General features: G+C 65.5%; 15 protein-coding genes. 9 read left to right on the forward strand and 6 right to left on the reverse strand.

All coding sequences use genetic code 11. The annotated features are described in order from the left end of the window. Nucleotides 1–48: 48 nt before the first annotated feature. The 3 genes from NAO55_RS01745 to gshA all read left to right on the forward strand — a co-directional run bounded on the left by NAO55_RS01745 (nucleotide 49) and on the right by gshA (nucleotide 4,457). Nucleotides 49–2,361 carry a Tex family protein gene (locus NAO55_RS01745; protein ID WP_102839403.1) on the forward strand — a complete coding sequence of 771 codons (2,313 nt, stop codon included), beginning with the start codon at nucleotides 49–51 and terminating at the stop codon, nucleotides 2,359–2,361. A 2-nt stretch (nucleotides 2,362–2,363) separates the two neighbouring features. Then, entirely contained in the window at nucleotides 2,364–2,753 is a 390-nt protein-coding gene (locus tag NAO55_RS01750; RefSeq protein ID WP_011911515.1) for a PaaI family thioesterase, read from the forward strand. Between the two features lie 126 nt (nucleotides 2,754–2,879). Then, entirely contained in the window at nucleotides 2,880–4,457 is a 1,578-nt protein-coding gene (gene gshA, locus NAO55_RS01755; RefSeq protein ID WP_102839402.1) for a glutamate--cysteine ligase, read from the forward strand. 33 nt (nucleotides 4,458–4,490) lie between these two features. Here the strand turns inward: gshA and argA are convergent, their stop codons facing one another. The 4 genes from argA to NAO55_RS01775 all read right to left on the reverse strand — a co-directional run bounded on the left by argA (nucleotide 4,491) and on the right by NAO55_RS01775 (nucleotide 9,087). Further along, nucleotides 4,491–5,789 (reverse strand): amino-acid N-acetyltransferase, encoded by a 1,299-nt coding sequence (argA, locus tag NAO55_RS01760; RefSeq protein WP_102839401.1) that lies wholly within the window; start codon nucleotides 5,787–5,789, stop codon nucleotides 4,491–4,493. Nucleotides 5,790–5,832: 43 nt separating this feature from the next. Beyond that, nucleotides 5,833–6,984 (reverse strand): acetylornithine deacetylase, encoded by a 1,152-nt coding sequence (argE, locus tag NAO55_RS01765; RefSeq protein WP_102839400.1) that lies wholly within the window; start codon nucleotides 6,982–6,984, stop codon nucleotides 5,833–5,835. Nucleotides 6,985–7,102: 118 nt separating this feature from the next. Further along, entirely contained in the window at nucleotides 7,103–8,368 is a 1,266-nt protein-coding gene (locus NAO55_RS01770; RefSeq protein WP_102839399.1) for an inorganic phosphate transporter, read from the reverse strand. 41 nt (nucleotides 8,369–8,409) lie between these two features. After that, the gene (locus tag NAO55_RS01775; RefSeq protein WP_102839398.1) at nucleotides 8,410–9,087 is read right to left on the reverse strand and encodes a TIGR00153 family protein; all 678 of its coding nucleotides are present in this window, start codon (nucleotides 9,085–9,087) and stop codon (nucleotides 8,410–8,412) included. Between the two features lie 113 nt (nucleotides 9,088–9,200). On the opposite strand from NAO55_RS01775, the gene NAO55_RS01780 reads away from it, so the two are divergent. Both NAO55_RS01780 and tfpB read left to right on the forward strand, forming a co-directional pair. Then, nucleotides 9,201–10,565: a CYTH domain-containing protein gene (locus NAO55_RS01780; protein ID WP_102839397.1), complete on the forward strand. Its 1,365-nt coding sequence runs from the start codon at nucleotides 9,201–9,203 to the stop codon at nucleotides 10,563–10,565. Nucleotides 10,566–10,663: 98 nt separating this feature from the next. Then, nucleotides 10,664–12,448, forward strand: coding sequence for a type IV pilus assembly ATPase TfpB (tfpB, locus tag NAO55_RS01785; RefSeq protein ID WP_102839396.1), 1,785 nt, complete (start codon nucleotides 10,664–10,666; stop codon nucleotides 12,446–12,448). A gap of 194 nt (nucleotides 12,449–12,642) precedes the next feature. Here tfpB and NAO55_RS01790 read toward each other — a convergent pair whose 3' ends face one another. After that, on the reverse strand, nucleotides 12,643–13,356 hold the full coding sequence (locus NAO55_RS01790) for a murein L,D-transpeptidase catalytic domain family protein (RefSeq protein ID WP_063541542.1): 714 nt from the start codon (nucleotides 13,354–13,356) through the stop codon (nucleotides 12,643–12,645). 224 nt (nucleotides 13,357–13,580) lie between these two features. On the opposite strand from NAO55_RS01790, the gene NAO55_RS01795 reads away from it, so the two are divergent. The 4 genes from NAO55_RS01795 to NAO55_RS01810 all read left to right on the forward strand — a co-directional run bounded on the left by NAO55_RS01795 (nucleotide 13,581) and on the right by NAO55_RS01810 (nucleotide 20,911). Further along, a complete protein-coding gene (locus NAO55_RS01795; RefSeq protein ID WP_232244578.1) occupies nucleotides 13,581–15,173 on the forward strand; it encodes a L,D-transpeptidase family protein in 1,593 nt (530 codons plus the stop codon). A gap of 185 nt (nucleotides 15,174–15,358) precedes the next feature. Beyond that, entirely contained in the window at nucleotides 15,359–20,068 is a 4,710-nt protein-coding gene (locus NAO55_RS01800) for a PAS domain S-box protein (protein ID WP_102839679.1), read from the forward strand. Between the two features lie 67 nt (nucleotides 20,069–20,135). Then, nucleotides 20,136–20,444, forward strand: a complete 309-nt coding sequence (locus NAO55_RS01805) for a DUF2388 domain-containing protein (protein ID WP_102839394.1) — start codon at nucleotides 20,136–20,138, stop codon at nucleotides 20,442–20,444. Between the two features lie 41 nt (nucleotides 20,445–20,485). Further along, nucleotides 20,486–20,911, forward strand: a complete 426-nt coding sequence (locus tag NAO55_RS01810; protein WP_063541536.1) for an OsmC family protein — start codon at nucleotides 20,486–20,488, stop codon at nucleotides 20,909–20,911. Between the two features lie 82 nt (nucleotides 20,912–20,993). Here the strand turns inward: NAO55_RS01810 and NAO55_RS01815 are convergent, their stop codons facing one another. Further along, nucleotides 20,994–22,100 (reverse strand): TRAP transporter substrate-binding protein, encoded by a 1,107-nt coding sequence (locus tag NAO55_RS01815; RefSeq protein ID WP_102839393.1) that lies wholly within the window; start codon nucleotides 22,098–22,100, stop codon nucleotides 20,994–20,996. Between the last annotated feature and the right edge of the window lie 109 nt (nucleotides 22,101–22,209).

Consider the following 22,209-nt stretch of genomic DNA (forward strand, 5'->3'; position numbering starts at 1 on the left):
CTTTCGCGCAGGCCCGACCTGCATGCCTCGACTGACCCAGGTAGGTTCATGGACAGCATCAATTCCCGTATCGCCAACGAGCTGGGCGTACGCCCGCAACAGGTCGCCGCCGCCGTGGCGCTGCTCGACGAAGGCTCCACCGTTCCCTTCATCGCCCGTTACCGCAAGGAAGTCACCGGCAGCCTCGACGATACCCAGCTGCGTAACCTGGAAGAGCGCCTGCGCTACCTGCGCGAGCTGGACGAGCGACGCGTCTCGATCCTCGCCAGCATCGAGGAACAGGGCAAGCTGACCCCCGAGCTCAAGCGCGAGATCGACCTCGCCGACACCAAGACCCGCCTCGAAGACCTCTACCTGCCCTACAAGCAGAAGCGCCGCACCAAGGGCCAGATCGCCCTGGAAGCCGGTCTCGGCGAGTTGGCCGATGCGCTGTTCGGCAATCCCGAGTTGAATCCTGAAAGCGAAGCCACCCGTTTTATCGACGCTGAGAAGGGCTTCGCCGATGTGAAGGCCGTGCTCGAAGGCGCCAAGTACATCCTCATGGAGCGCTTCGCCGAGGACGCCGACCTGCTGGCCAAGCTGCGGGACTTCCTCAAGCACAACGCCACCCTCAGTGCCCGCGTCGTACCGGGCAAGGAAACCGAAGGCGCCAAGTTCAGCGACTACTTCGAACACGACGAGGTGCTGAAGAACACCCCTTCGCACCGCGCGCTGGCGATCTTCCGCGGGCGCAACGAGGGCATCCTCAGCGTCAGCCTCAAGGTCGGCGACGAGACCCCGGGCAGCATGCACCCCGGCGAAGGCATGATCGGCGAGCGCTTCGGCATCGCCAACCGCGGCCGCGCCGCCGACAAGTGGCTGGCCGAGGTGGTGCGCTGGACCTGGAAGGTCAAGCTCTACACCAGCCTGGAAACCGACCTGCTCGGCGAGCTGCGCGACAAGGCCGAGGACGAGGCGATCTCGGTGTTCGCCCGTAACCTGCATGACCTGCTGCTGGCTGCGCCGGCCGGCCCGCGCGCGACCCTGGCGCTGGACCCGGGCCTGCGCACCGGCTGCAAGGTCGCGGTGGTCGACGCCACCGGCAAGCTGCTGGAAACCGCCACCGTCTACCCGCACGCACCGCGCAACGACTGGGACGGCACCCTGGCGATCCTCGCCAAGCTGTGCGCCAAGCATGCAGTGGACCTGATCGCCATCGGCAACGGCACCGCCAGCCGCGAGTCGGACAAGCTGGCCGGCGAGCTGATCAAGAAAGTGCCCGGTCTCAAGCTGACCAAGATCATGGTCAGCGAAGCCGGCGCCTCTGTGTATTCGGCCTCGGAACTGGCGGCCAAGGAATTCCCCGACCTGGACGTCTCCCTGCGCGGCGCCGTCTCTATCGCGCGCCGCCTGCAGGATCCGCTGGCCGAGCTGGTGAAGATCGACCCGAAATCCATCGGCGTCGGCCAGTATCAGCACGACGTGTCCCAGCTCAAACTGGCGCGCTCGCTGGATGCCGTGGTCGAGGACTGCGTGAACGCCGTCGGCGTCGACGTCAACACCGCTTCCGCCGCGCTGCTGGCACGCATCTCCGGCCTCAACGCGACGCTGGCGCAGAACATCGTGCAGTTCCGCGATGCCAACGGTGCGTTCAAGTCCCGCAGCGAGCTGAAAAAGGTCCCGCGGCTGGGCGAGAAGACCTTCGAACAGGCCGCCGGCTTTCTCCGCGTGATGAACGGCGACAACCCGCTGGACGCCTCGGCGGTGCACCCGGAAACCTATCCGCTGGTCAAGCGCATCGCCGCCGACACCGGTCGCGATATCCGCTCGCTGATCGGCGACTCGGCGTTTCTCAAGCGCCTGGACCCCAAGCAGTTCACCGACGAGACCTTCGGCCTGCCGACCGTCACCGACATCCTCAGCGAACTGGACAAGCCGGGTCGCGACCCGCGCCCCGAGTTCAAGACCGCTGAATTCCAGGACGGCGTGGAGAAGCTCAGCGATCTGGAGCCGGGCATGGTGCTCGAAGGCGTGGTGACCAACGTGACCAATTTCGGTGCCTTCGTCGACATCGGCGTGCACCAGGACGGTCTGGTGCACATCAGCGCGCTGTCGGAGAAGTTCGTCAAGGATCCCTACGAGGTGGTCAAGGCCGGCGACATCGTCAAGGTCAAGGTCATGGAAGTGGACATCCCGCGCAACCGCGTCGGCCTGTCCATGCGCATGAGCGACACGCCCGGCGAGAAGACCGACGGCCCGCGCGGCGGCAAGCCACGCGGCAACGCCCCGCGTAGCGAGCGTCATGCCAGGGAAGACAAGCCGGCACCGGCCAATGCCGCCATGGCCGCGCTGTTCGCCAACGCCAAACAGCTGAGGAAGTAGGCATGAGCATTCAAGTCGAGGCGGTGGGTAACTCCAGCGCCTTCGGCCGTCTGCTCGGTCTGGAGATTCACCAGGTCGGCAATGGCGAGGCCGTGCTCGGCCTGTCCATGCACGACGGCCTCCGCAATCTGCACGGCAAGCTGCATGGCGGCGCGCTGTTTTCGCTGATCGACACCGCCATGGGCCAGGCCAGCCACAGCCTGGGCGATGGCTCGCCGAACAGCGTCACGCTCGAATGCAAGGTCAACTACATCCGCCCGGTGACCGATGGCGAGCTGCGTTGTCGCGCCTGGGTGGTGCACGGTGGCCGGCGGACCCAGGTGCTGGAAGCCGAGGTCCATCAGGGCGACAAGCTGATCGCCAAGGCCCAGGCGACCTTCGCCTGCCTCTAACGGCCTGTGCCGCCAGCCGCTTGCGGAGTCGGCACGCCTGGCCTGTGGTCGAAGCAACGCTGCCTCTTGTGAAGCGGCGTTTCCATCCCCATATTGGGGCGACTGTCGCGTGAAGGAATCCACAAGTTGAGCGCTCTTCTCACCCACCGCCTGGCATTGCTGGCCGAGGCTCCCCACCTGCCGCTGCTCAACCAATGCCTGCACGGAATCGAGCGCGAATGCCTGCGCGTCGATGCCCACGGCCATCTGGCCATGACGCCGCACCCCATTGCGCTGGGCTCGGCGCTGACCCACCCGCAGATCACCACCGATTATTCCGAGGCGCTGCTGGAGTTCATCACCGGCACCGACCAGGACCCTCGCAATACCCTGGCCGAGCTCGAAGCGATCCATCGCTTCACCTACGCCAAGCTCGGTGATGAATACCTGTGGAGCCCGTCCATGCCCTGTCCGCTGCCGAGCGAAGCGGACATCCCCATCGCCGAATACGGCAGTTCCAACATCGGCCGGCTCAAGCATGTCTATCGCCAGGGCCTGGCGCTGCGCTACGGCAAGACCATGCAGTGCATCGCCGGCATCCACTACAACTTCTCGCTGCCCGAGGCGCTGTGGCCGGTACTGCAGGCCGATGATGGCGATACCCGCTCGGTCCAGGACTACCGCTCCGCGCGCTACATCGGGCTGATCCGCAACTTCCGCCGCTACAGCTGGCTGCTGATGTATCTGTTCGGTGCCTCGCCGGCGCTGGACGCCGGCTTCCTGCGCGGGCGCCCGCATCAGCTCGAAGCGCTCGACGCCGACACCCTGTACCTGCCCTACGCCACCAGCCTGCGCATGAGCGATCTGGGCTATCAGAACAACGCCCAGGCCGGCCTCACCCCCTGCTACGACGACCTGTCGAGTTATACCGAGAGCCTGTTCCGCGCAGTTTCCACGCCGTATACCCCCTACGAGGCGATGGGCATCAAGGACGCCGCCGGCAACTGGCAGCAGCTCAACACCAACGTGCTGCAGATCGAGAACGAGTACTACTCGAACATCCGCCCCAAGCGCGTCACCGCCACCGGCGAGCGCCCGCTGCAGGCCCTGCGCGCCCGCGGCATTCAGTACATCGAAGTGCGCTGCCTGGACATCAACCCGTTCCTGCCGCTGGGCATCGACCTCGCCGAATCACGCTTCCTCGACGCCTTCCTGCTGTTCTGCGCGCTGGCCGACAGCCCTTGCCTGGCCGATGGCGAGTGCGGCGCGGCCACCGACAACTTCCTCAAGGTGGTCAAGGAGGGGCGACGCCCCGGGTTGCAACTGCAGCGCTGCGGCGAGGCCGTGCCGCTCGGCGAGTGGGCCGGGCAGCTGCTCGACGAGATCGCCGAAGTCGCCGCCCTGCTCGACCGCAGCCATGGCGACAGCCGGCATGCCGAGGCACTGGCCGAACAGCGCGCCAAGGTCGCCGACAGCAGCCTGACGCCCTCGGCGCGCGTGCTCGAGCAGTTGCGCACGAATGGCGAGAGTTTCAGCCAGTTCGCCATGCGCCAGACGCTTGCCCATGCCGACTACTTCCGCAGCCAGGCGCCAAGCACCGATGAATTGCAGCAGTTCGAAACGGCGGCGCGGCAGTCGCTGGAGCGCCAGGCAGCGATAGAAGCCGCCGACACGCTGGACTTCGACAGCTTCGTCGCCGATTACCAGCGCAGCCTAAGCCTCTAAGCAAACTGGCGGGTCTGCGCCCGCCAGCAGGCTTCAGAGCGGCTTTTCGAAAATCTTCGAATTTCGCTGGAAGTTGTACAGCGAGGCCCGCGCGGCCGGCAGACGATCGACGCTGATGGGCTCGAAGCCACGCTCCTGGAACCAGTGCGCGGTACGCGTGGTGAGCACGATCAGCTTCTTCAACCCCAGCGCCCGGGCACGTTCCTCGATGCGTTCGAGCAACTCGTCGCCGCGCCCGCCATGACGGTACTCCGGATTGACCGCCAGGCAGGCCAGCTCGCCGGCATCCGAGTCGGCGATCGGATAGAGCGCCGCACAGGCGATGATCAACCCGTCGCGCTCGACGATGCTGAACTGCTCGACCTCGCGTTCCAGCACCTCGCGTGAGCGCCGCACCAGAATGCCCTGCTCCTCCAGCGGCGTGATCAGGTCGATCAGCCCGCCAACATCCTCGATGGTCGCCTCGCGCAGTTGCTCGAACTGCTCCTGGGTCACCAGCGTGCCCGCACCGTCGCGGGTGAACAGTTCGTTGAGCAGCGCACCGTCGTCGACATAGCTGACCACGTGGCTGCGCCGCACGCCGCCGCGGCAGGCCTGCGCCGCCGCATCCAGCAGTTCGGCCTGGTACTGGCTGCCGAGGCGCTCGACATAGGCCGGGATCTGCTGCGGACGCAGCTCACGCACCAGCTTGCCGCTTTCGTCGAGCAGGCCGGTCTCGGCGCCGTAGAGCACCAGTTTGTCGGCCTGCAGATCGATGGCCGCGCGGGTGGCGACGTCCTCGCAGGCCAGGTTGAAGATTTCCCCGGTGGGCGAATAGCCCAGCGGCGAGAGCAGCACGATGGTGCGCTCGTCCAGCAGCCGGCCGATGCCCTTGCGATCGATGCGCCGCACCTCGCCGGTGTGGTGCAGGTCGACGCCGTCGAGCACGCCGATCGGCCTTGCGGTGACGAAGTTGCCGCTGGCCACCCGCAGGCGCGCGCCCTGCATCGGCGAGGCGGCCTTGTCCATGGACAGCCGTGCCTCCAGGGCAATGCGCAGCTGGCCGACCGCATCGATCACGCACTCCATGGTCGGACCATCGGTGACGCGCAGGTCGCGATGGAAACGCGGCGTGATACCGCGCGCCGCCAGCCGCGCCTCGATCTGCGGACGCGAACCGAACACCAGCACCAGGCGCACGCCAAGGCTGTGCAGCAGCACCAGGTCGTGGACGATATTGGCGAAGTTGGCATGTTCCACGCCGTCGCCCGGCAGCATGACGACGAAGGTGCGGTCACGGTGCGAGTTGATGTAGGGCGAGGAATCGCGGAGCCAGGTGACGTAGTCGTGCATGAATGAGCCTTCGTGGCGGTCCTTTCGGTTGGGGCGGGGTGGATCAGGCCTGCGGCTGCAGGCAGTAGTGCTCGATCATCCGACGCAGCAGCTGCACGGTCGGTTCGATGCGCTCGAGCTGCAGGTACTCGTCGGGCTGGTGCGCGCAGGCGATGTCACCGGGGCCGAGCACCAGGGTCTCGCAGCCGAGCTGCTGAAGATAAGGCGCTTCGGTGGCAAACGCCACCGCCTCGGCGCGGTGCCCGGTGAGGCGCTCGGCCAGGCGCACCAGCTCGCTTTCGGCCGGCTGCTCGAAGGGCGGCACCGCCGGAAACAGCGGCGCCAGGTCGATCTTCACCTGGTGCTGCTCGGCCAGCGGCTGCAGGCGCTGGCGAATGATCCCGCGCAGCTGCTGCGGGTCCATGCCCGGCAGCGGGCGCAGGTCGAATTCCAGCGCGCATTGCCCGCAGATGCGGTTGGGGTTGTCGCCGCCGTGGATACAGCCGAAGTTGAGCGTCGGCTTGGGCACGTCGAACAGCGGATTGTCGTACTCGGCCTGCCACTGCCGACGCAGCGTCATCATCTCGCCGATTACGCCGTGCATGGCTTCCAGTGCGCTGTGGCCGTAGGCGGGGTTGGAGGAATGCCCGCTCTGCCCGAGGATGTCGATGCGCTCCATCATGATGCCCTTGTGCAGACGCACCGGCCGCAGCCCCGTGGGTTCGCCGATCAGCGCCGCGCGGCCGAGCGGCTGACCGGCTGCGGCCAGGGCGCGGGCACCGGACATCGAGCTCTCTTCGTCGCAGGTGGCAAGGATCAGCAGCGGACGACGAAATGGCTGCTCCAGCAAAGGCCGCACCGCCTCGATGATCAGCGCGAAGAAGCCCTTCATGTCGCAACTGCCGAGCCCGTACCAGCGGTCATCGGCCTCACGAAGGCGCAGCGGATCGGCCGTCCACAGTTCACCATCGAACGGCACGGTGTCGCTGTGTCCGGCCAGCACCAGGCCACCGGGGCCGCTGCCATAGCTGGCCAGCAGGTTGAATTTGCCGGGCGCAATCTCCGGCATCTCGCAGGCAAAGCCCAGCTCGCCGAGCCAGGCGGCCAGCAGCTCGATCACCGGACGGTTGCTCTGATCCCAGCCAGGCTGCGTGCAACTGACGGAGGGTGCGGCAATGAGCGCGGCGAACTGCTCCTTGAGCGAAGGAATGGGCACCGGTGACCTCCCGTGATGCGATCGGAACGAAGGTGCAGTGAAGCACGAAACGCGCGACGGCGGGACCCGCAAACGAAAACGCCCCGCCGAGGCGGGGCGTCGATCGCGTCGGCTCGACTCAGGTGAAGATGAACTTGAGCACGGTGAAAAAGACGATCGCGAGGAAGGCACCGGCCGGCAGGGTGATCAGCCAGGACATGAAGATCGAACCGACCACGCCCAGGTTCAGCGCACCGATACCGCGGGCGATACCGATGCCAAGCACGGCACCCACCAACGTATGGGTGGTGGAAACCGGCAGGCCGATGGCCGAGGCGCCGACCACGGTGGTCGCGGTGGCCAGTTCGGCGGCGAAGCCGCGGCTCGGGGTCAGCTCGGTGATTTCCTTGCCAATGGTGGCGATCACCTTGTAACCGTAGGTGGCCAGACCGATGACGATACCGAGCGCGCCCAGCAGCAGCACCCAGCCCGGCACCGCGGACTTGGCGGCGACGTCGGCAGCACCACCGGACTCGATCACACCGACGATGGCGGCCAGCGGACCGACGGCGTTGGCCACGTCGTTGGCGCCGTGGGCGAAGGCCATCGAACAGGCGGTAAAGATCATCAGCACGGCGAAGACCTTCTCCACGCTGGCGAAGTGGAAGGTCTTGTCCGCCTCCACGTCCAGCTTGATACGGCTGAGCAGCGCCACGCCGAGCAGCGCCACCAAGAGACCGATGCCGAAGGCGATGACCACGCCCTGTTGGCTGCTCAGGTGCAAGCCAACATGCTTGAGGCCTTTGGTCACCGTCATCAAGGCGACCATGAAGCCGGTCAGGAACATGTACAGCGGGACGAAGCGTTTGGCGTTCTCGAAGGGATGATCGGTGTTGATGATCAGTTTCTGCACGCTCATGAACAGGCCGAAGGCCACGATCCCTGAAAGCATTGGCGTGACCACCCAGCTGGCGACGATCGGCCCGATAGCCTCCCAGTGCACCGCATCGGTGGACACGCCGACGGCCGCGAAGCCGATGACCGCGCCGATGATCGAATGCGTCGTGGAGACCGGCCAGCCCTTCATCGTCGCGATCATCAGCCAGGTACCGGCCGCCAGCAGCGCCGACATCATGCCCAGCACCATCAGATCGGGCGGGATGACCTCGGCATCGACGATGCCGTTCTTGATCGTCTCGGTAACCTCGCCACCGGCCAGGTAGGCGCCGCAGAACTCGAAGATCATCGCCACGATGATCGCCTGCTTGATGGTCAGTGCACGGGATCCGACCGAAGTGCCCATGGCGTTGGCCACATCGTTGGCGCCGACGCCCCAGGCCATGAAGAAACCGAATGCGCAGGCGAGAATCAGGAGTACGAAGCCGTAATCCGCAATAAGAGACATAAGGAAAACTACCTGTTGAACCCAGAAAGGACGCTGGCGCCTCAGCGCGCCAGCAATTGTTCCAGACGGTTGCCGACGCGCTCGGCGCGGTCGGCTACATCACCGATCCATTCGATGATCTTGTAGAGGAAGATCACGTCGACTGCTGGCAGGTCCTTTTCCAGATGAAACAGTGCACGGCGTACCGTGATCTGCATGCGGTCGGTTTCGCGCTCGATCTCCTCGAGCTCCTCGACCATCTTTTCGACGAGTGTGGCTTCACGGCCGCTGAAGCCGGTTTCCAGCAGCGAATCCAGTTCCTTCAGCGCCTTCAGCGCCTGGGCGCTGGCGTCGACGCTGCGCTGCACGTAGGCCAGCATCTGCGGCTGCAGCGCCTGCGGGATGGTCATGCAGCGGCCCAGCATCAGACCGGCGATGTCCTTGGCGCGGTTGGCGATCTTGTCCTGTACACTCAGCAGGTCCAGCAGGTCGGAGCGCGGCACCGGCAGGAACAGGCTCTTGGGCAGGTGCTGGCGTACGCTCTTCTTCAGTTTGTCGGCCTCGTTCTCCAGCTGCGCCATCTGCTGCTGGATCTGCTCGACCTTTTCCCAGTCTTCGGCCATCACCGCCTGGAACAGCGGCACCAGGTTCGCTGCACATTCATGCGACTTGGCCATATGCTGCTGCATCGGGCCGATTGGCGAACGTCCGAACAAGCTGACGAAAGGATTGACTGGCATAGGGTATGGCCCCGGCTTGAAAGAGGCGGCAAGTATACGGACAGGCCATCACGCCTGCTACCGTGCGTCATCAGACTGCAACATCAACACATCATAGGCACCCAGTCGGCACCATGCAGAAAGAAACCGAAATCAAGCTACGCGCCAGCCGCGAAACCCTGCTCGCCCTGCGCGAACATCCGCTGCTGAAAAAGCGCAACAAGAGTGGCTGGTCGCGCCATGAATTGTTCAACCAGTATTACGACACCCCGGACCGCGCACTCGCTCAGGCCCGGGTCGCGTTGCGCCTGCGCCGCGACGGCGAGCAATTCATCCAGACCCTGAAAAGCCGCGGCCAGAGCGTCGCCGGTCTGTCCGAACGCAACGAGTGGGACTGGTACCTGGACAAGGCCAAGCTTGACGTGAAGAAGCTCGGCGACGACTGCTGGCCGGCCAGCCTCGCCGAACTCGACAAGAAGACCCTCAAGCCGATCTTCACCACAGACTTCGTTCGCGAGAAAGCCGAGATCGCCTGGGGCCGTGGCAAGACCAGGGTCGTCATCGAGGCCGCGCTGGATCTGGGACAGGTCAAGGCCGGCAAGCAGTCCGAGGAGATCTGCGAGCTGGAACTGGAACTGCGCCAGGGCGAACCCGAAGCGCTGCTGGAACTGGCCGCCGAACTGGCCGCCGATCTGCCGCTGATGCCCTGCGACATCAGCAAGGCCGAGCGCGGCTACCGCCTGTACGACGCCGATGGCTACAGCCTGCAGCTGCCAGCCCCGGAGCTGACGCCCGGCATGGCGCTGGACGATGCCATCGTCGCCCTCGGCTGGCAGTTGCTCGGCAACAGCCAGCGCCTGGCCGAGCAGTACCGCTTCAATGGCCGCTGGAAGCTACTGGGCGAGTGGCTACATCAGCTCATCGAACTGCGTGCCCTGCTCGGCAGCCTCGGCCAGGCCGCCCCGCGTGCCAGCAGCCGAGAACTGCGCGAACTGCTCGATATGCTGATCCAGGACTGGCGCCCACGGGTCGAAGCCGGTCAGGACGATGAAGGGGGGCGCAAGGCCGCGCCGGCGCAGTTCACCGACGAGCTGGGCCGGACCCGCTGGGGCCTGCTGTCGCTGAAAGCCTCGCTGTGGCTGCTGCAACGCCGCTGGACCCAAGGCCGCAACGCCCGTGGCGATCGCCAGGGTGCTGCCGAGCTGGGCAAATGGCTGCCGCACCTGCTGGCCGAAGAAGCCAAGGCTCTGCAATTGCTACGCTACCAGCAGCAACCCGAAGACCTGACCGAGCAGAGCCCGCGCATGGAGCGAATGCTGGTCTGGCTGCACCTGGCCCGCGGCGTGCTGGAGCTGCCGGAAACCGACCGTCTCTACGGCGAACTGGCCAAGCTCCACGAAATGGCCCGTCAGGCGCTGGACGAAGCAGCGCGCGAGCAACGCGTCGAGCAGGCCCATCGGGTCTGGACGCTCAAGGCCTGGAAGCTGCTGGAAAAATAACGGCATCAACGCTGCGCAAAGTTGAACCCCGGCAGCAGACAGCGTCGGGGGTTTAACGGCAAGCTTGGTTTTTTGCGCCGCCACGTCGAAGGAACTCCATGTCCGTGCTGAACTCGCCCACTCAGGACCGCCCTCTCGATCTAGCCGACCTGTTGCGCGAGCTGGTTGCCCAGGGGCGGGTCGCCCAGGACAGCGCCGAGCAATGCCTGACGGTGCGCCGCAGCGCGGTGGCCAACCAGCAGCATCCGCTGGAATTTCTCGCCGCTCAGCAGCTCGACGATCTGCGCCGGCCGGGTAAGAAGCTCGACCTGGAGACGCTGACCGTCTGGCTCGCCGAGCACGCCGGCCAGCCGTACCTGCGCATCGACCCACTGAAGATCGACGTCGCCGCCATCACCCCGCTGATGTCATACGCCTTCGCCCAGCGCCACAGCATTCTTGCCGTAGCGGTGGACGCCAGCGCCGTGACCATCGCCAGCAGCCAGCCGTTCGTACACGGTTGGGAAGCCAACCTGACCCACGTGCTCAAGCGCCCGATCAAGCGCGTGGTGGCCAACCCGGCGGACATCCAGCGCTTCACCGTGGAGTTCTACCGCCTGGCCAAGTCGGTCAGCGGCGCCAGTGGCAGCGAGCAGAAGATCAGCGGCGTCGGCAACTTCGAGCAGCTGCTCAACCTCGGTGCCAGCGACCAGGAACCGGACGCCAACGACTCGCACATCGTCAACATCGTCGACTGGCTGTTCCAGTACGCCTTCCAGCAGCGCGCCAGCGACATCCACATCGAGCCGCGCCGCGATCAGGGCACGGTGCGTTTTCGGATCGACGGTGTGCTGCACAACGTCTATCAGTTCCCGCCGCAGGTGGCGATGGCGGTGGTCAGCCGGCTCAAGACGCTGGGGCGGATGAACGTCGCGGAAAAGCGCAAACCGCAGGACGGCCGGGTCAAGACCAAGACGCCGGACGGCGGCGAAGTGGAGCTGCGCCTGTCGACCCTGCCGACCGCCTTCGGCGAGAAGATGGTGATGCGCATCTTCGATCCCGAGGTGCTGCTCAAGGGCTTCGACCAATTGGGTTTTTCCGCCGACGACCTGCGCCGCTGGCAGAGCATGACGGGCCAGCCCAACGGCATCATCCTGGTCACCGGGCCGACCGGTTCGGGCAAGACCACCACGCTCTACACCACGCTCAAGCAGCTGGCGACGCCGGAAGTGAACGTCTGCACCATCGAAGACCCGATCGAGATGATCGAGGGTGCCTTCAACCAGATGCAGGTGCAGCACAACATCGACCTGACCTTCGCCAGCGGCGTACGCGCGCTGATGCGCCAGGACCCAGACATCATCATGGTCGGCGAGATCCGTGATCTGGAAACCGCGGAGATGGCCATCCAGGCCGCGCTGACCGGCCACCTGGTGCTCTCCACGCTGCATACCAACGACGCGCCCAGTGCCATCACCCGCCTGCTGGAGCTGGGCGTGCCGCACTACCTGCTCAAGGCCACGCTGCTTGGCGTGATGGCCCAGCGTCTGGTGCGCACGCTGTGCCCGCATTGCAAGGCGCCGGTGCAGCTGGATGCCGATGACTGGAGCGCGCTGACCCGGCCCTGGAATGCCCCGCTACCGACCACCGCGCAACGGGCGGTCGGTTGCCTGGAATGTCGCGATACAGGCTTCCGCGGCCGGGCTGGGGTTTACGAGATCATGCTGCTGAACGATGCGATCAAACCGCTGATCACCGCCGACACCGATATCGTTGCCCTGCGCCGCCAGGCCTTCAAGGACGGCATGCGCAGCCTGCGCCTGTCTGGCGCACAGAAGATCGCCGCCGGGCTGACGACCATGGAAGAAGTGCTGCGGGTAACGCCGCAGAGCGAGCAGAAATAGCCGGCGGCTCGAGGCGTTCGTAGGGTGGATGTCGCTTTTTACATCCACCGCGACTCCGTCCGGTGGATCGGTGAAGCGTGGTCCACCCTGCACCAGCTGGGGCAGCGGCCTGGCCGCGAATAGCTCGCGCCCAATCAGCATCAGCGGCCGAAACCACCGATGGGCCTGCCTTACACCTGAGGCTGAACGACGATTCAGCCATCCGCCCTTGCAGCGAGAATGCTCGCCACCTGATTGGGCTTGCAGTTGAGGTAGGCCGAGGACTGCAGCCACTGCTGGTCCGGGTACCAGGAAAACATGAACTGGCCGCCCTTGAGACTATCGACCACCATCCGTGCCACCTCCGGCCGAACCGCCGGGCAGCCCTGGCTGCGGCCGATGCGACCCTGGGTGGCGATCCAGGACGGATTCACGTAGGCGGCCGGGTGAATGACGATAGCGCGTTCACGGGCGCGATCATTGATACCTGGTTCCAGGCCGTCCATGCGCAGCGAGTAGCCGTGCTTGCCACTGTAGCTCTCGGCAGTGCGGAACAGGCCGATGCTGGACTGGTGGCTGCCGACCTTGTTGGAGAAGCGGGTGGCATGGTTGTCGCCAGATTTCTGCCCATGCGCGACCAGATCCTCGAGCAGCAACCGCTCCTGCTCCAGGTCGAAGATCCACAGCCGCTTTTCGCTCGACGGTCGCGAGAAGTCGATCACCGCCAGGCGCTGGGCCGCAGCGGCACCATTGTTCACGGCGCACTGCATGGCCGCGACCGCATGAGTCAGGACCTGCCGGTCCAGCTTGGGGGCCAGCCGGGCCAGGCTGTCGACCATCGGCTGATAGGTGGCGGTGGCCGCCCAGACAGGCACAGCGAAAACGAAAAGACCCGCCGCCAGGCAGGCACGTCGAAGAATGGACATCATGAACGACAAACCTCATCGGCCACGGCCTGACGACTTCCTGTCTGGCCGGTGCCTCATGCCCGCGGCACATTGCAGCAGCGGAGCAATTAAGCCGGGCGGGACGAACGAGCCCCAACTTCCCGGCACGATATGTTCTTATGGACCGGACGGCTGAACAGCGAAGCCGGCGCCGTGGCCCCACGGGGCGCAGTCTAGCAGCCACCGCAACGGCTTGGAGCGAGACCTTGGTTAAAAAATGTGCATCCCGTCTGACCCTGTGGCTATGCCTGGCCCCCTGGCTGGCCGTTGCCGCTCCGTCCGCTGCCGCGCAGACACCCGTGTCCGCCGCCTTGCAAGGGCTGCCGCACGGCTGCCCGACGCTGCCGGCGGAGCTGCCTGACGGCGCCCTGCAACGCCTCCGGCAGTTCTACCAGGCAACCGGCGAGCGCCCGGTCTGGACGTCCTACCCCATGCTCGACGAACTGCTGCGCCAGCTTGCGATGCTGGCCGATGACGGCCTCGATCCGGCGCAGTACCAACCCGAGCGGGTCCGCCATGAACTGCAGCGCAGCAGCACCGATCCATGGGCTCGCGAATGCGCCGACATCCTGGCCAGCCATGCCTACCTCGAAGCGCTGCAGCATCTATCGCATGGTCGCCTGCTTCAGGCCAAGGTCGAACCCCTCTGGCGCAGCCCGCAGCTGCCCGAGCGCGATGATGGCGAACGGTTGCTGCAGATCGCTGTGCAGGGCTTGGCCGATCTTCCCGAGGCGTTCGATCGTGCCCGCCCTGAGCTGGCGCTCTATCGTGACCTGCGGGCGGCCTATGCCGATCTAGGCCAGCGTCCGCTGCCGGCATGGCGAGCCGTGCCGACAGGACCGACCCTGCGCCCGGGAATGACCGACCCACGGGTACCCCTGCTGCGCGAGCTGCTGCTGGCCGGCTCAGCGACGGAGTCGGCCCTGGACCGGCACTACGACGGCGAGCTGGTGCAGGCGGTCAAGCGGTTCCAGACCCAGCACGGCCTGGAAGACGACGGCGTGGTCGGCTCCGCGACCCTGACCGAACTGAACGTCAGTCCGGCCAGCCGTCTGGATCAGCTGCGCATCAACCTGGAGCGCCTGCGCTGGGTCAGCCGCGATCTGGAAGCTCAGTCGCTGCTGGTGGATATCGCCGGAGCCCGGCTGATCTACTTTCGCGACAGTTGCCCGTTCTGGCAGACGCGTACCCAGGTCGGCCGGCAGGCGCGGCAAACGCCGCCGCTGAAATCGCAGATCACGCGCCTGACGCTCAACCCCACCTGGACGGTTCCGCCGACCATCCTCAAGCAGGACAAATTGCCCCTGATTCGCCAGGACCCTGGGTACCTGGCACGCAACCAGATGCGTGTGCTCGACACCAAGGGCAACAGCCTGGACCCGCAGCACGTCGACTGGAACAACCCGCGCGGCATTCTGCTGCGCCAGGATGCCGGGCCGGCCAACCCGCTCGGGCAGGTGGCAATCCGTTTCGACAATCCCTACTCGGTCTACTTGCACGACACGCCAAGCCAGCCATTGTTCGACCGCGCCGCTCGCGCCTTCAGCTCCGGCTGCGTGCGCGTCGAGTCGGCTTTGCAACTGGTCGATCTGTTGCTGGAAGACCACGAGCGCCCCGTAGTCGCCACTCTGCTGCAATCGGGCAAGACTCACGAATATCGCCTGGCCCGCCCGACGCCGATCCTGATGGCCTATTGGACGGCCGACACCGATGCCGACGGTCACCCCCGCTATCGACCGGATATCTATCACCGCGACGCCGCGCTGCTCGCCGCGCTGAACGCCGCCAGCAACCGTTGATCGGCCGCAGCCCGATCACGTCGGGAAATGCACTCCATTCGTCGGGGATTTTGTCCGTTGCAGCCTGAACCAAGCAGGCTCGGCGTAGTCTTTTGCTGACCGCTCGGCAACCGAATCGATGCCGAGTGTTTCGCCATGGGATTCGCCTGAATTACTCAGTGCAATGGATAGCCGAGCAGGACATTTTGAACGCCGACCACAGTGCCCCCGCCGCGACCTGGAATGAAGCCGAGCGGTTGACCGCCTTGGCCCGCTATCGCGTATTCGACGGCACGCCCAACACGGAACTTGATGAGCTGGCAGCGCTGGCCGCAGAGCTGTTCGCCTGCCCGGCGGCAGCGATCCACCTGATCGATCAGCACCAGCAGCATTGCATAGCCGCGTTCTCCATCGAACAACAGCCGCAGGAGCGCGCTTGTTCGGTGCCGGCGCAGGCTATCGAGCAGGCAGATCCGCTATTCGTTCGACGGGCGGACGAGCTCCGCGCCCCTGTCCGAATGCCCCGCCTCGTCGACGGCCAGCACGCCGACTTCTGTGCCGCCGCCGTACTGCGTGACGCGGACGGACTACCGCTGGGCACGCTGTCTATCTATGACCGCCAACCACGCGAGCTCAGCGCACGCCAGCGGGCCCAGCTAGAGGCATTGGCACGCCAGGCCATGGCGTTGCTGGAACTGCGGCGCCTATGCAACGAACAGGCGCGTAGCCGGCAGATCATCGACAGCGCGCAGAATTACGCCATCATCGCCACCGATCTGCGCGGCCTCGTCACCAGCTGGAACAGCGGCGCGCAACAGCTGCTCGGCTGGTCGGAGGACGAGGTCTGCGGCCGTCATGTCGAACTCATGTTTACCGAGCAGGATCGCGCCGCCGATGTCCCCGAGCAGGAAATGCGCACCGCTCTGGAGCAGGGCCGTGCGCTCGACGAGCGCTGGCACCAGCGCAAGGATGGCGAACAGTTCTGGGCCAGCGGCATCCTCACGCCGTTGCTGGAGGATGGACAGCCGCTGGGTTTCGTCAAGATCCTGCGCGACCTGACCGAGTCGCGGATGCGACAGGCTGCGGCCCGCGAAACCGAAGAACGCTATCGCACCCTCGTCGACCTCAGCCCGCAGGTGATCTGGCAGTGCGATGCAGATGGCAGCCTGAGTTTCTGCAACAGCTACTGGACCGACTTTACCGGCCTCGCAATCGAGCAATCGCACGGTGACGGCTGGCTGCAGGCGGTCACCGAACCCGATCGCCAGCGTGTCGCCGAGCAATGGCGGGCCGCGCTGCGTCGGGAGCTGCCGTTCAAGCTTGAGCTGCCGCTGCGCGATGGCGACGGCAGTCAGCGCTGGTTCCAGGCGAGCGCAGCGCCGGTCTACGACGCCGGCGGCAAACTGCTGCACTGGGTTTGCGTCGCCCAGGATGTCGATGCCCGGCGGCGGCTGGAGATGCAGCGCCTGGAAAGCGAAGCCTTCACCCGGCTGCTGCTGGACTCGGCCAACGAAGGCTTCTATTCCATTGATCGCAGCGGCGCGGTCACACTGTGCAATGATGCCTTCCTCAACATGCTCGGCTTCACCAGCCGCGAAGAAGTGCTCGGCAGGCAGCTGCACCAGCTGATTCATCACAGCCACCCGGACGGTACCCCTTATCCGGTGCAGGACTGCCCCATCCAGCACACCGCCACGACCGGCGAGCCGCGGCATGTCGAACACGAGCTGTTCTTCCGTGTCGATGGCGGCAGCCTGCCGGTGGAATACCGCGTCGCACCGATCTATCGCGACGGCGAGCTGCAGGGGGCCATCTGCACCTTCAGCGACATCAGCGAACGCACCCAGCATCAGGCCTTGCAAGCGTTCCTGCTGGAGCTGAGCGACTGCCTGCAGGCCAGCAGCGAGCGTGTCGACGTCTGCTGCGTGCTCGACGAACGCCTGGCGAAACTCATGCGTTGCGACTGCATCGCCTGGGGCTGGCTGGAAAACGCCCGGCTCTCGGTGCAGGCGCAATGGCCGGCCCCAGGCGCAACGAGCCGCATCAGCCAGCATGACCTGGCTGCCGTTGCCACCGACCTGAGCGAGCGGCTGGCTCGAGACAGCATCGTTGTGTTCGACCCGGACCACGCGCCGAGCGAGCCCTTGCGCCGCAGCCTGGCCGCCGACGCCTTGCTGCTGACCGAATTGCCAGGAGCCGAGCCCGGTAACCAGCAGGCAGTACTGCTGTTCATTCGCAGCCAGCCGAACCGCTGGAGCGCAGACGATATCGCGCTCACTCGTGAGGTGCTCGAGCGCATTCGTCGCGCCGCCGAGCGCGCCTGTGCGAACAAGGCGCTGCGCGAAGCCGAACAGCGCATCAGCCTGGCCAACGAGATCGCTTCGACCGGCGTCTGGGAATACCGCGACAGCCAGCACTCGCTGCACTGGGATGCGCAGCTCAAGGCCATGGCCGGACTGTCACCCGATGAGCCGGGACTGGACGTGCAGGAGATCCTCGCCCGCGTCCATCCGGATGATCGGGGCAAGCTGTTCAAGGCACTGAGCGATACGCTGAAGGGTGAGGGCGACGGCGAGTTCCAGCTCGACTACCGGATGTTCGACACCCGTATCAACAGCTTCATCTGGCTGGCCAACCGCGGACGCCGGCTGGTCGATGGCAATGGCGAAGTGCGCATTCTCGGCACGGCTCGCAACATTACCGCCGAGCGCAGCGCCGCCGAGCGCATGCTGCGCATGAACGAGATGCTCGAGCAGCAGATCCGCGACCGTCAGCAGGCCGAACAGCGGCAGACGGCGCTGATCGAACTGGGCGACTTGCTGCGCGAACAGCACGACAGCCAGACCATCGCGCATGCGGCGGTCAGCGTGATCGGCAGGACCATCGGCATATCCCGCGTGCTGTTCGCCAGCGTCGAGCTCTCCAGCCAGAGCGCCACCATCGAGCGCTACTGGAGCGATGGCAGCTCCGACAGCAGCAGCGAGACGGTCTATTTCGCCGATTACGGCGACTTCTTCTACGATCTGCAGGAAAACGAGCTGGTGGTGATCGAGGATGTGCTGCACGACGCCCGCACCGCCAGTCACGCGGAGAATTTCGCCGAAAGCCTGATCCGCAGCATCGTCTGCGTGCCACTGTTCGAGCAGGGCCGTCTGGCTGCAGTGATGATGCTGCTCGAAGACCAACCGCGGGCCTGGCTGGACGACGACATCTCGTTCATTCGCGAGGTCGCCGACCGCGCCTGGTCCGCCGACGAACGCATGCGCGCCGAGCGTGCCCTGCGCGAGAGCGAGGAGCAGTTCCGCACGCTGGCTGACAACATGAGCCAGTTCGCCTGGATGGCCGACCCGAATGGCCGCATCTACTGGTACAACAAGCGCTGGTACGACTATACGGGCACCACCCAGGAAGCCATGCGCGCCCTGGGCTGGCGTGCGGTGAATCACCCGGACCATCACGAGCGGGTCAGCGCCTCGATGAAGCGTGCCTTCGCCATCGGCTCGATCTGGGAGGAAACCTTTCCGCTGCGCGGCAAGGATGGCAAGTATCGCTGGTTTCTCTCGCGCGCCCTGCCCATTCGCGACGACTTCGGCCAGGTTACCCACTGGTTCGGCACCAATACCGACGTTACCGCTCAAGTCGCCGCCGAGGAGGCGCTACGCGAGCTTAACGACAGCCTGGAACGACGCGTGGCCGAGCGCACCCGTGAACTGGCGGCGATCAACAGCCGGCTGCATATCGAGATGGCCGAGCGCGAACGCGCCGAGGAAGCACTGCGGCATGCACAGAAAATGGAAGCCATCGGCCAGCTCACCGGTGGCCTGGCGCACGACTTCAACAACATGCTCACCGGCGTGCTTGGCGCCCTGGACCTGATTCAGCGCCGCGTCGCCAACGGCAGCACCAGCGATCTGGACCGCTATATCGATGCCGCCACCACCTCCGCCAACCGTGCCGCGGCGCTGACCCATCGCCTGCTCGCCTTTGCCAGACGCCAGTCGCTGGATCCCAAGCCCGTCGACGTGAACCTGCTGGTGGTGTCGATGGAGGATATGCTGCGCCGTACGATGGGCGAGCACATCCAGCTGGAGGTCGAGCTGCAGGCCGATGCCTGGCAGGCCTACACCGACGGCCATCAGCTGGAAAACGCCCTGCTCAACCTGGTGATCAATGCACGCGACGCCATGCCCAACGGCGGTAGGCTCGGCGTGCACACGCAGAACCTGCATATCCAACAACGCCAGCCAGATGCCCCCGAACCGGGCGACTATGTCGTGCTGAGCGTCACCGACAATGGCGCCGGCATGTCTGCCAAGACCATCGCCAAGGCGTTCGACCCGTTCTTCACCACCAAGCCGATCGGCCAGGGCACGGGGCTGGGGCTGTCGATGGTCTACGGCTTCGCCAAGCAGACCGGGGGCCATGTCAGCATCGACAGTACGCTGGGCCAGGGCACCCGGGTCACGCTTTACCTGCCGCGCAATCAGGCCGCACGGAACCCCCAGCACCAGCCGGAACAGCCTGCCGAGACGCCCAGTGCGCAGCACGGCGAAACGGTACTGGTCGTCGAGGACGAGGCCGCGGTGCGCATGCTGGTGGTCGAAGTGCTGCAGGAGCTGGGCTATCGGGTGCTGGAGGCGTTCGACTCGGCCAGTGCACTGCCTTACCTGGACGGCGACCAGCGTCTCGACCTGCTGGTCAGCGACTTCGGCCTGCCGGGCCTCAACGGTCGACAACTGGTGGAACGCGCGCGCCAGGGCCGCCCCGATCTGAAGGTCCTGTTCATCACCGGCTACGTGCCGGACGATGAAATGCGCAACGACTTCCTCGGGCCCGGCATGGACATCCTCACCAAGCCGTTCAGCATCGACATCCTCGCCGCGCGCATCCGGCGCCTGATCGACGGTCGCGACTGAGCGCAACCGGAACTCCGATCGGCGTCGCGCACTCTCAGGAAGGACGACAGCACAGAGGTTTCCGCTCATGCGCAAGATACGACTCGCGGCGCTTACCCTCGCCCTGGCACCCTTGGGCACGGCCATGGCCGATGGCCTGGTGCGCGACATCCTTTCCTCCGGCGCGACCACCGCGTCCACCTACCTGACCTTCAAGGACAACAAGCTCGTCGTTCCAGCGCGCGAGGATGCCGGCAGCTTCGTCGCCAGCAATGGCGAGATCCGCGGCCCGTACCTGGAGGCCGCACTGCAGCAGATGCGTCGCGAGCAGCCCGACCTGCGAGCCAGCGACATGGAGCTGGCAACTGCCATCCTGGCGGCCGAACAGCCGCGCTGAGCGGCGTGCCAAACCCGCAACCCATATCCGGAGGACAGTTCATGAAGAAGAGCGCTTCGGCCGTCTGGCAAGGCGGCCTGAAAGACGGCAAGGGCACCATCAGCACCCAGAGTGGCGCGCTGAAGGACAACCCCTACGGCTTCAATACCCGCTTCGAGGACACGCCCGGGACCAATCCGGAGGAGCTGATAGGTGCGGCCCACGCCGGCTGCTTCTCAATGGCCTTGTCGATGATGCTCGGCCAGGCCGGCCTCACCGCCGAACGCATCGAGACCCACGCCGAGGTGACGCTGGACAAGGATGGTGAAGGCTTCAGCATCACGGCCATCGACCTGACCCTCAAGGCACGCATTCCGGGTGCGAACGACGCTCAGTTCCAGCAGATCGCCAACCAGGCCAAGGAAGGTTGCCCGGTGTCCAAGGTGCTCAACGCACGCATCAGCCTGAACGCGACGCTGGAAGGCTGATCGCTCCTCCAACGCGCGGAGCTCGGGCGAAAAAAAACGCCACACCGTTGCCGGTGTGGCGTTTTCGCATCCGGGGTATCTATCAGCCGCGGATGTTGTAGATGTCCTTCTCGTTCAGCTCGGCGTACTCGTACAACCGCTTGAGATAGGCGCTCTGCTGTTCCCACACCTTGGCGGCAACCGGGTCGGCGTTGGCGGAGGCATCGACCACCTCGGCGGCGACTTCCTTCAGGCGGGCCAGCACATCGTCCGGCAGGCGTCGGACTTCCACGCCCTGCTCGCGCAGCTGCTCCATGGCTTCCATGTTCTTGGCGTTGTAGTCGTCGAGCATGTCGCCGTTAACCGCACGGGCAGCGGCCCGGACGATGGCCTTGAGGTCATCCGGCAGGGTTTCCCAAGCCTTCAGGTTGACGTCCAGCTCGAAGGTGACGTTCGGCTCCTGCCAACCCGGGGTGTAGTAGTACTTGGATGCCTTGTGCAGGCCCAGCGCCAGGTCGTTGTACGGGCCGATCCACTCGGTGGCGTCGATGGCACCGGTCTGCAGAGCGGTGAAGATCTCGCCGGCCGGCATGTTCACCACCGTACCGCCCATCTTGGTCAGCACTTCGCCGCCCAGGCCCGGGGTACGCATCTTCAGACCCTTGAAGTCGTCGACCGAGTTGATTTCCTTGTTGAACCAGCCGGCAGTCTGTACGCCGGTGGCGCCGCAAGCCATCGGCAGCACGCCGAACGGCTTGTAGACCTCCTCCCACAGCTCCATGCCGCCGCCGCGATGCAGCCAGGCGTTCATTTCCTGCGCGTTCGGGCCAAACGGCAGCGCACAGAAGAACTGCGCCGCCGGCACCTTGCCTTTCCAGTAATAGGGAGCGCCATGACCCATCTCGGCCGTGCCGCGCGACACCGCGTCGAAGACTTCCAGAGCCGGAACCAGCTCGCCCGCGGCATACACTTTGACGGTCAGCCGACCGTTGCTCATCTCGTTGACCAGCTTGGCGAAGTTCTCCGCCCCGACGCCTACGCCCGGGAAGTTCTTCGGCCAGGAGGTGACCATCTTCCAGTTGAATGTCTGCTGCTCGCTGGCCTGCGTGCTTTCGCCTGCGGCCGGCTTTTCACTCTTGTCGTTGCAGCCGGCCAGTGCGGTGGCCGCCAGGCCTACGCCAGCGGCGGTGAGAATGTCACGACGTTTCATGAGGTTACTCCTTGTTATTTGTTCTTATTGCGCAACGGCAAGGCTACGCTTTTTTGCCGGATCGCCTTGCGCCTTTCGTTCCGTTTCGAGCGCCTGATTCAGGCTGAGC

The organism is Stutzerimonas frequens (genome assembly GCF_024448335.1).
Taxonomy (GTDB): Bacteria; Pseudomonadota; Gammaproteobacteria; order Pseudomonadales; family Pseudomonadaceae; genus Stutzerimonas; species Stutzerimonas frequens.

Coding starts and splice junctions, on each gene's coding strand:
- NAO55_RS01745 (WP_102839403.1), top strand. CDS start 49: ATGGACAGCATCAATTCCCGTATCGCCAACGAGCTGGGCGTACGCCCG.
- NAO55_RS01750 (WP_011911515.1), top strand. CDS start 2,364: ATGAGCATTCAAGTCGAGGCGGTGGGTAACTCCAGCGCCTTCGGCCGT.
- argA (WP_102839401.1), bottom strand. CDS start 5,789: ATGCACGACTACGTCACCTGGCTCCGCGATTCCTCGCCCTACATCAAC.
- NAO55_RS01770 (WP_102839399.1), bottom strand. CDS start 8,368: ATGTCTCTTATTGCGGATTACGGCTTCGTACTCCTGATTCTCGCCTGC.
- NAO55_RS01775 (WP_102839398.1), bottom strand. CDS start 9,087: ATGCCAGTCAATCCTTTCGTCAGCTTGTTCGGACGTTCGCCAATCGGC.
- NAO55_RS01780 (WP_102839397.1), top strand. CDS start 9,201: ATGCAGAAAGAAACCGAAATCAAGCTACGCGCCAGCCGCGAAACCCTG.
- tfpB (WP_102839396.1), top strand. CDS start 10,664: ATGTCCGTGCTGAACTCGCCCACTCAGGACCGCCCTCTCGATCTAGCC.
- NAO55_RS01790 (WP_063541542.1), bottom strand. CDS start 13,356: ATGATGTCCATTCTTCGACGTGCCTGCCTGGCGGCGGGTCTTTTCGTT.
- NAO55_RS01805 (WP_102839394.1), top strand. CDS start 20,136: ATGCGCAAGATACGACTCGCGGCGCTTACCCTCGCCCTGGCACCCTTG.
- NAO55_RS01810 (WP_063541536.1), top strand. CDS start 20,486: ATGAAGAAGAGCGCTTCGGCCGTCTGGCAAGGCGGCCTGAAAGACGGC.
- NAO55_RS01815 (WP_102839393.1), bottom strand. CDS start 22,100: ATGAAACGTCGTGACATTCTCACCGCCGCTGGCGTAGGCCTGGCGGCC.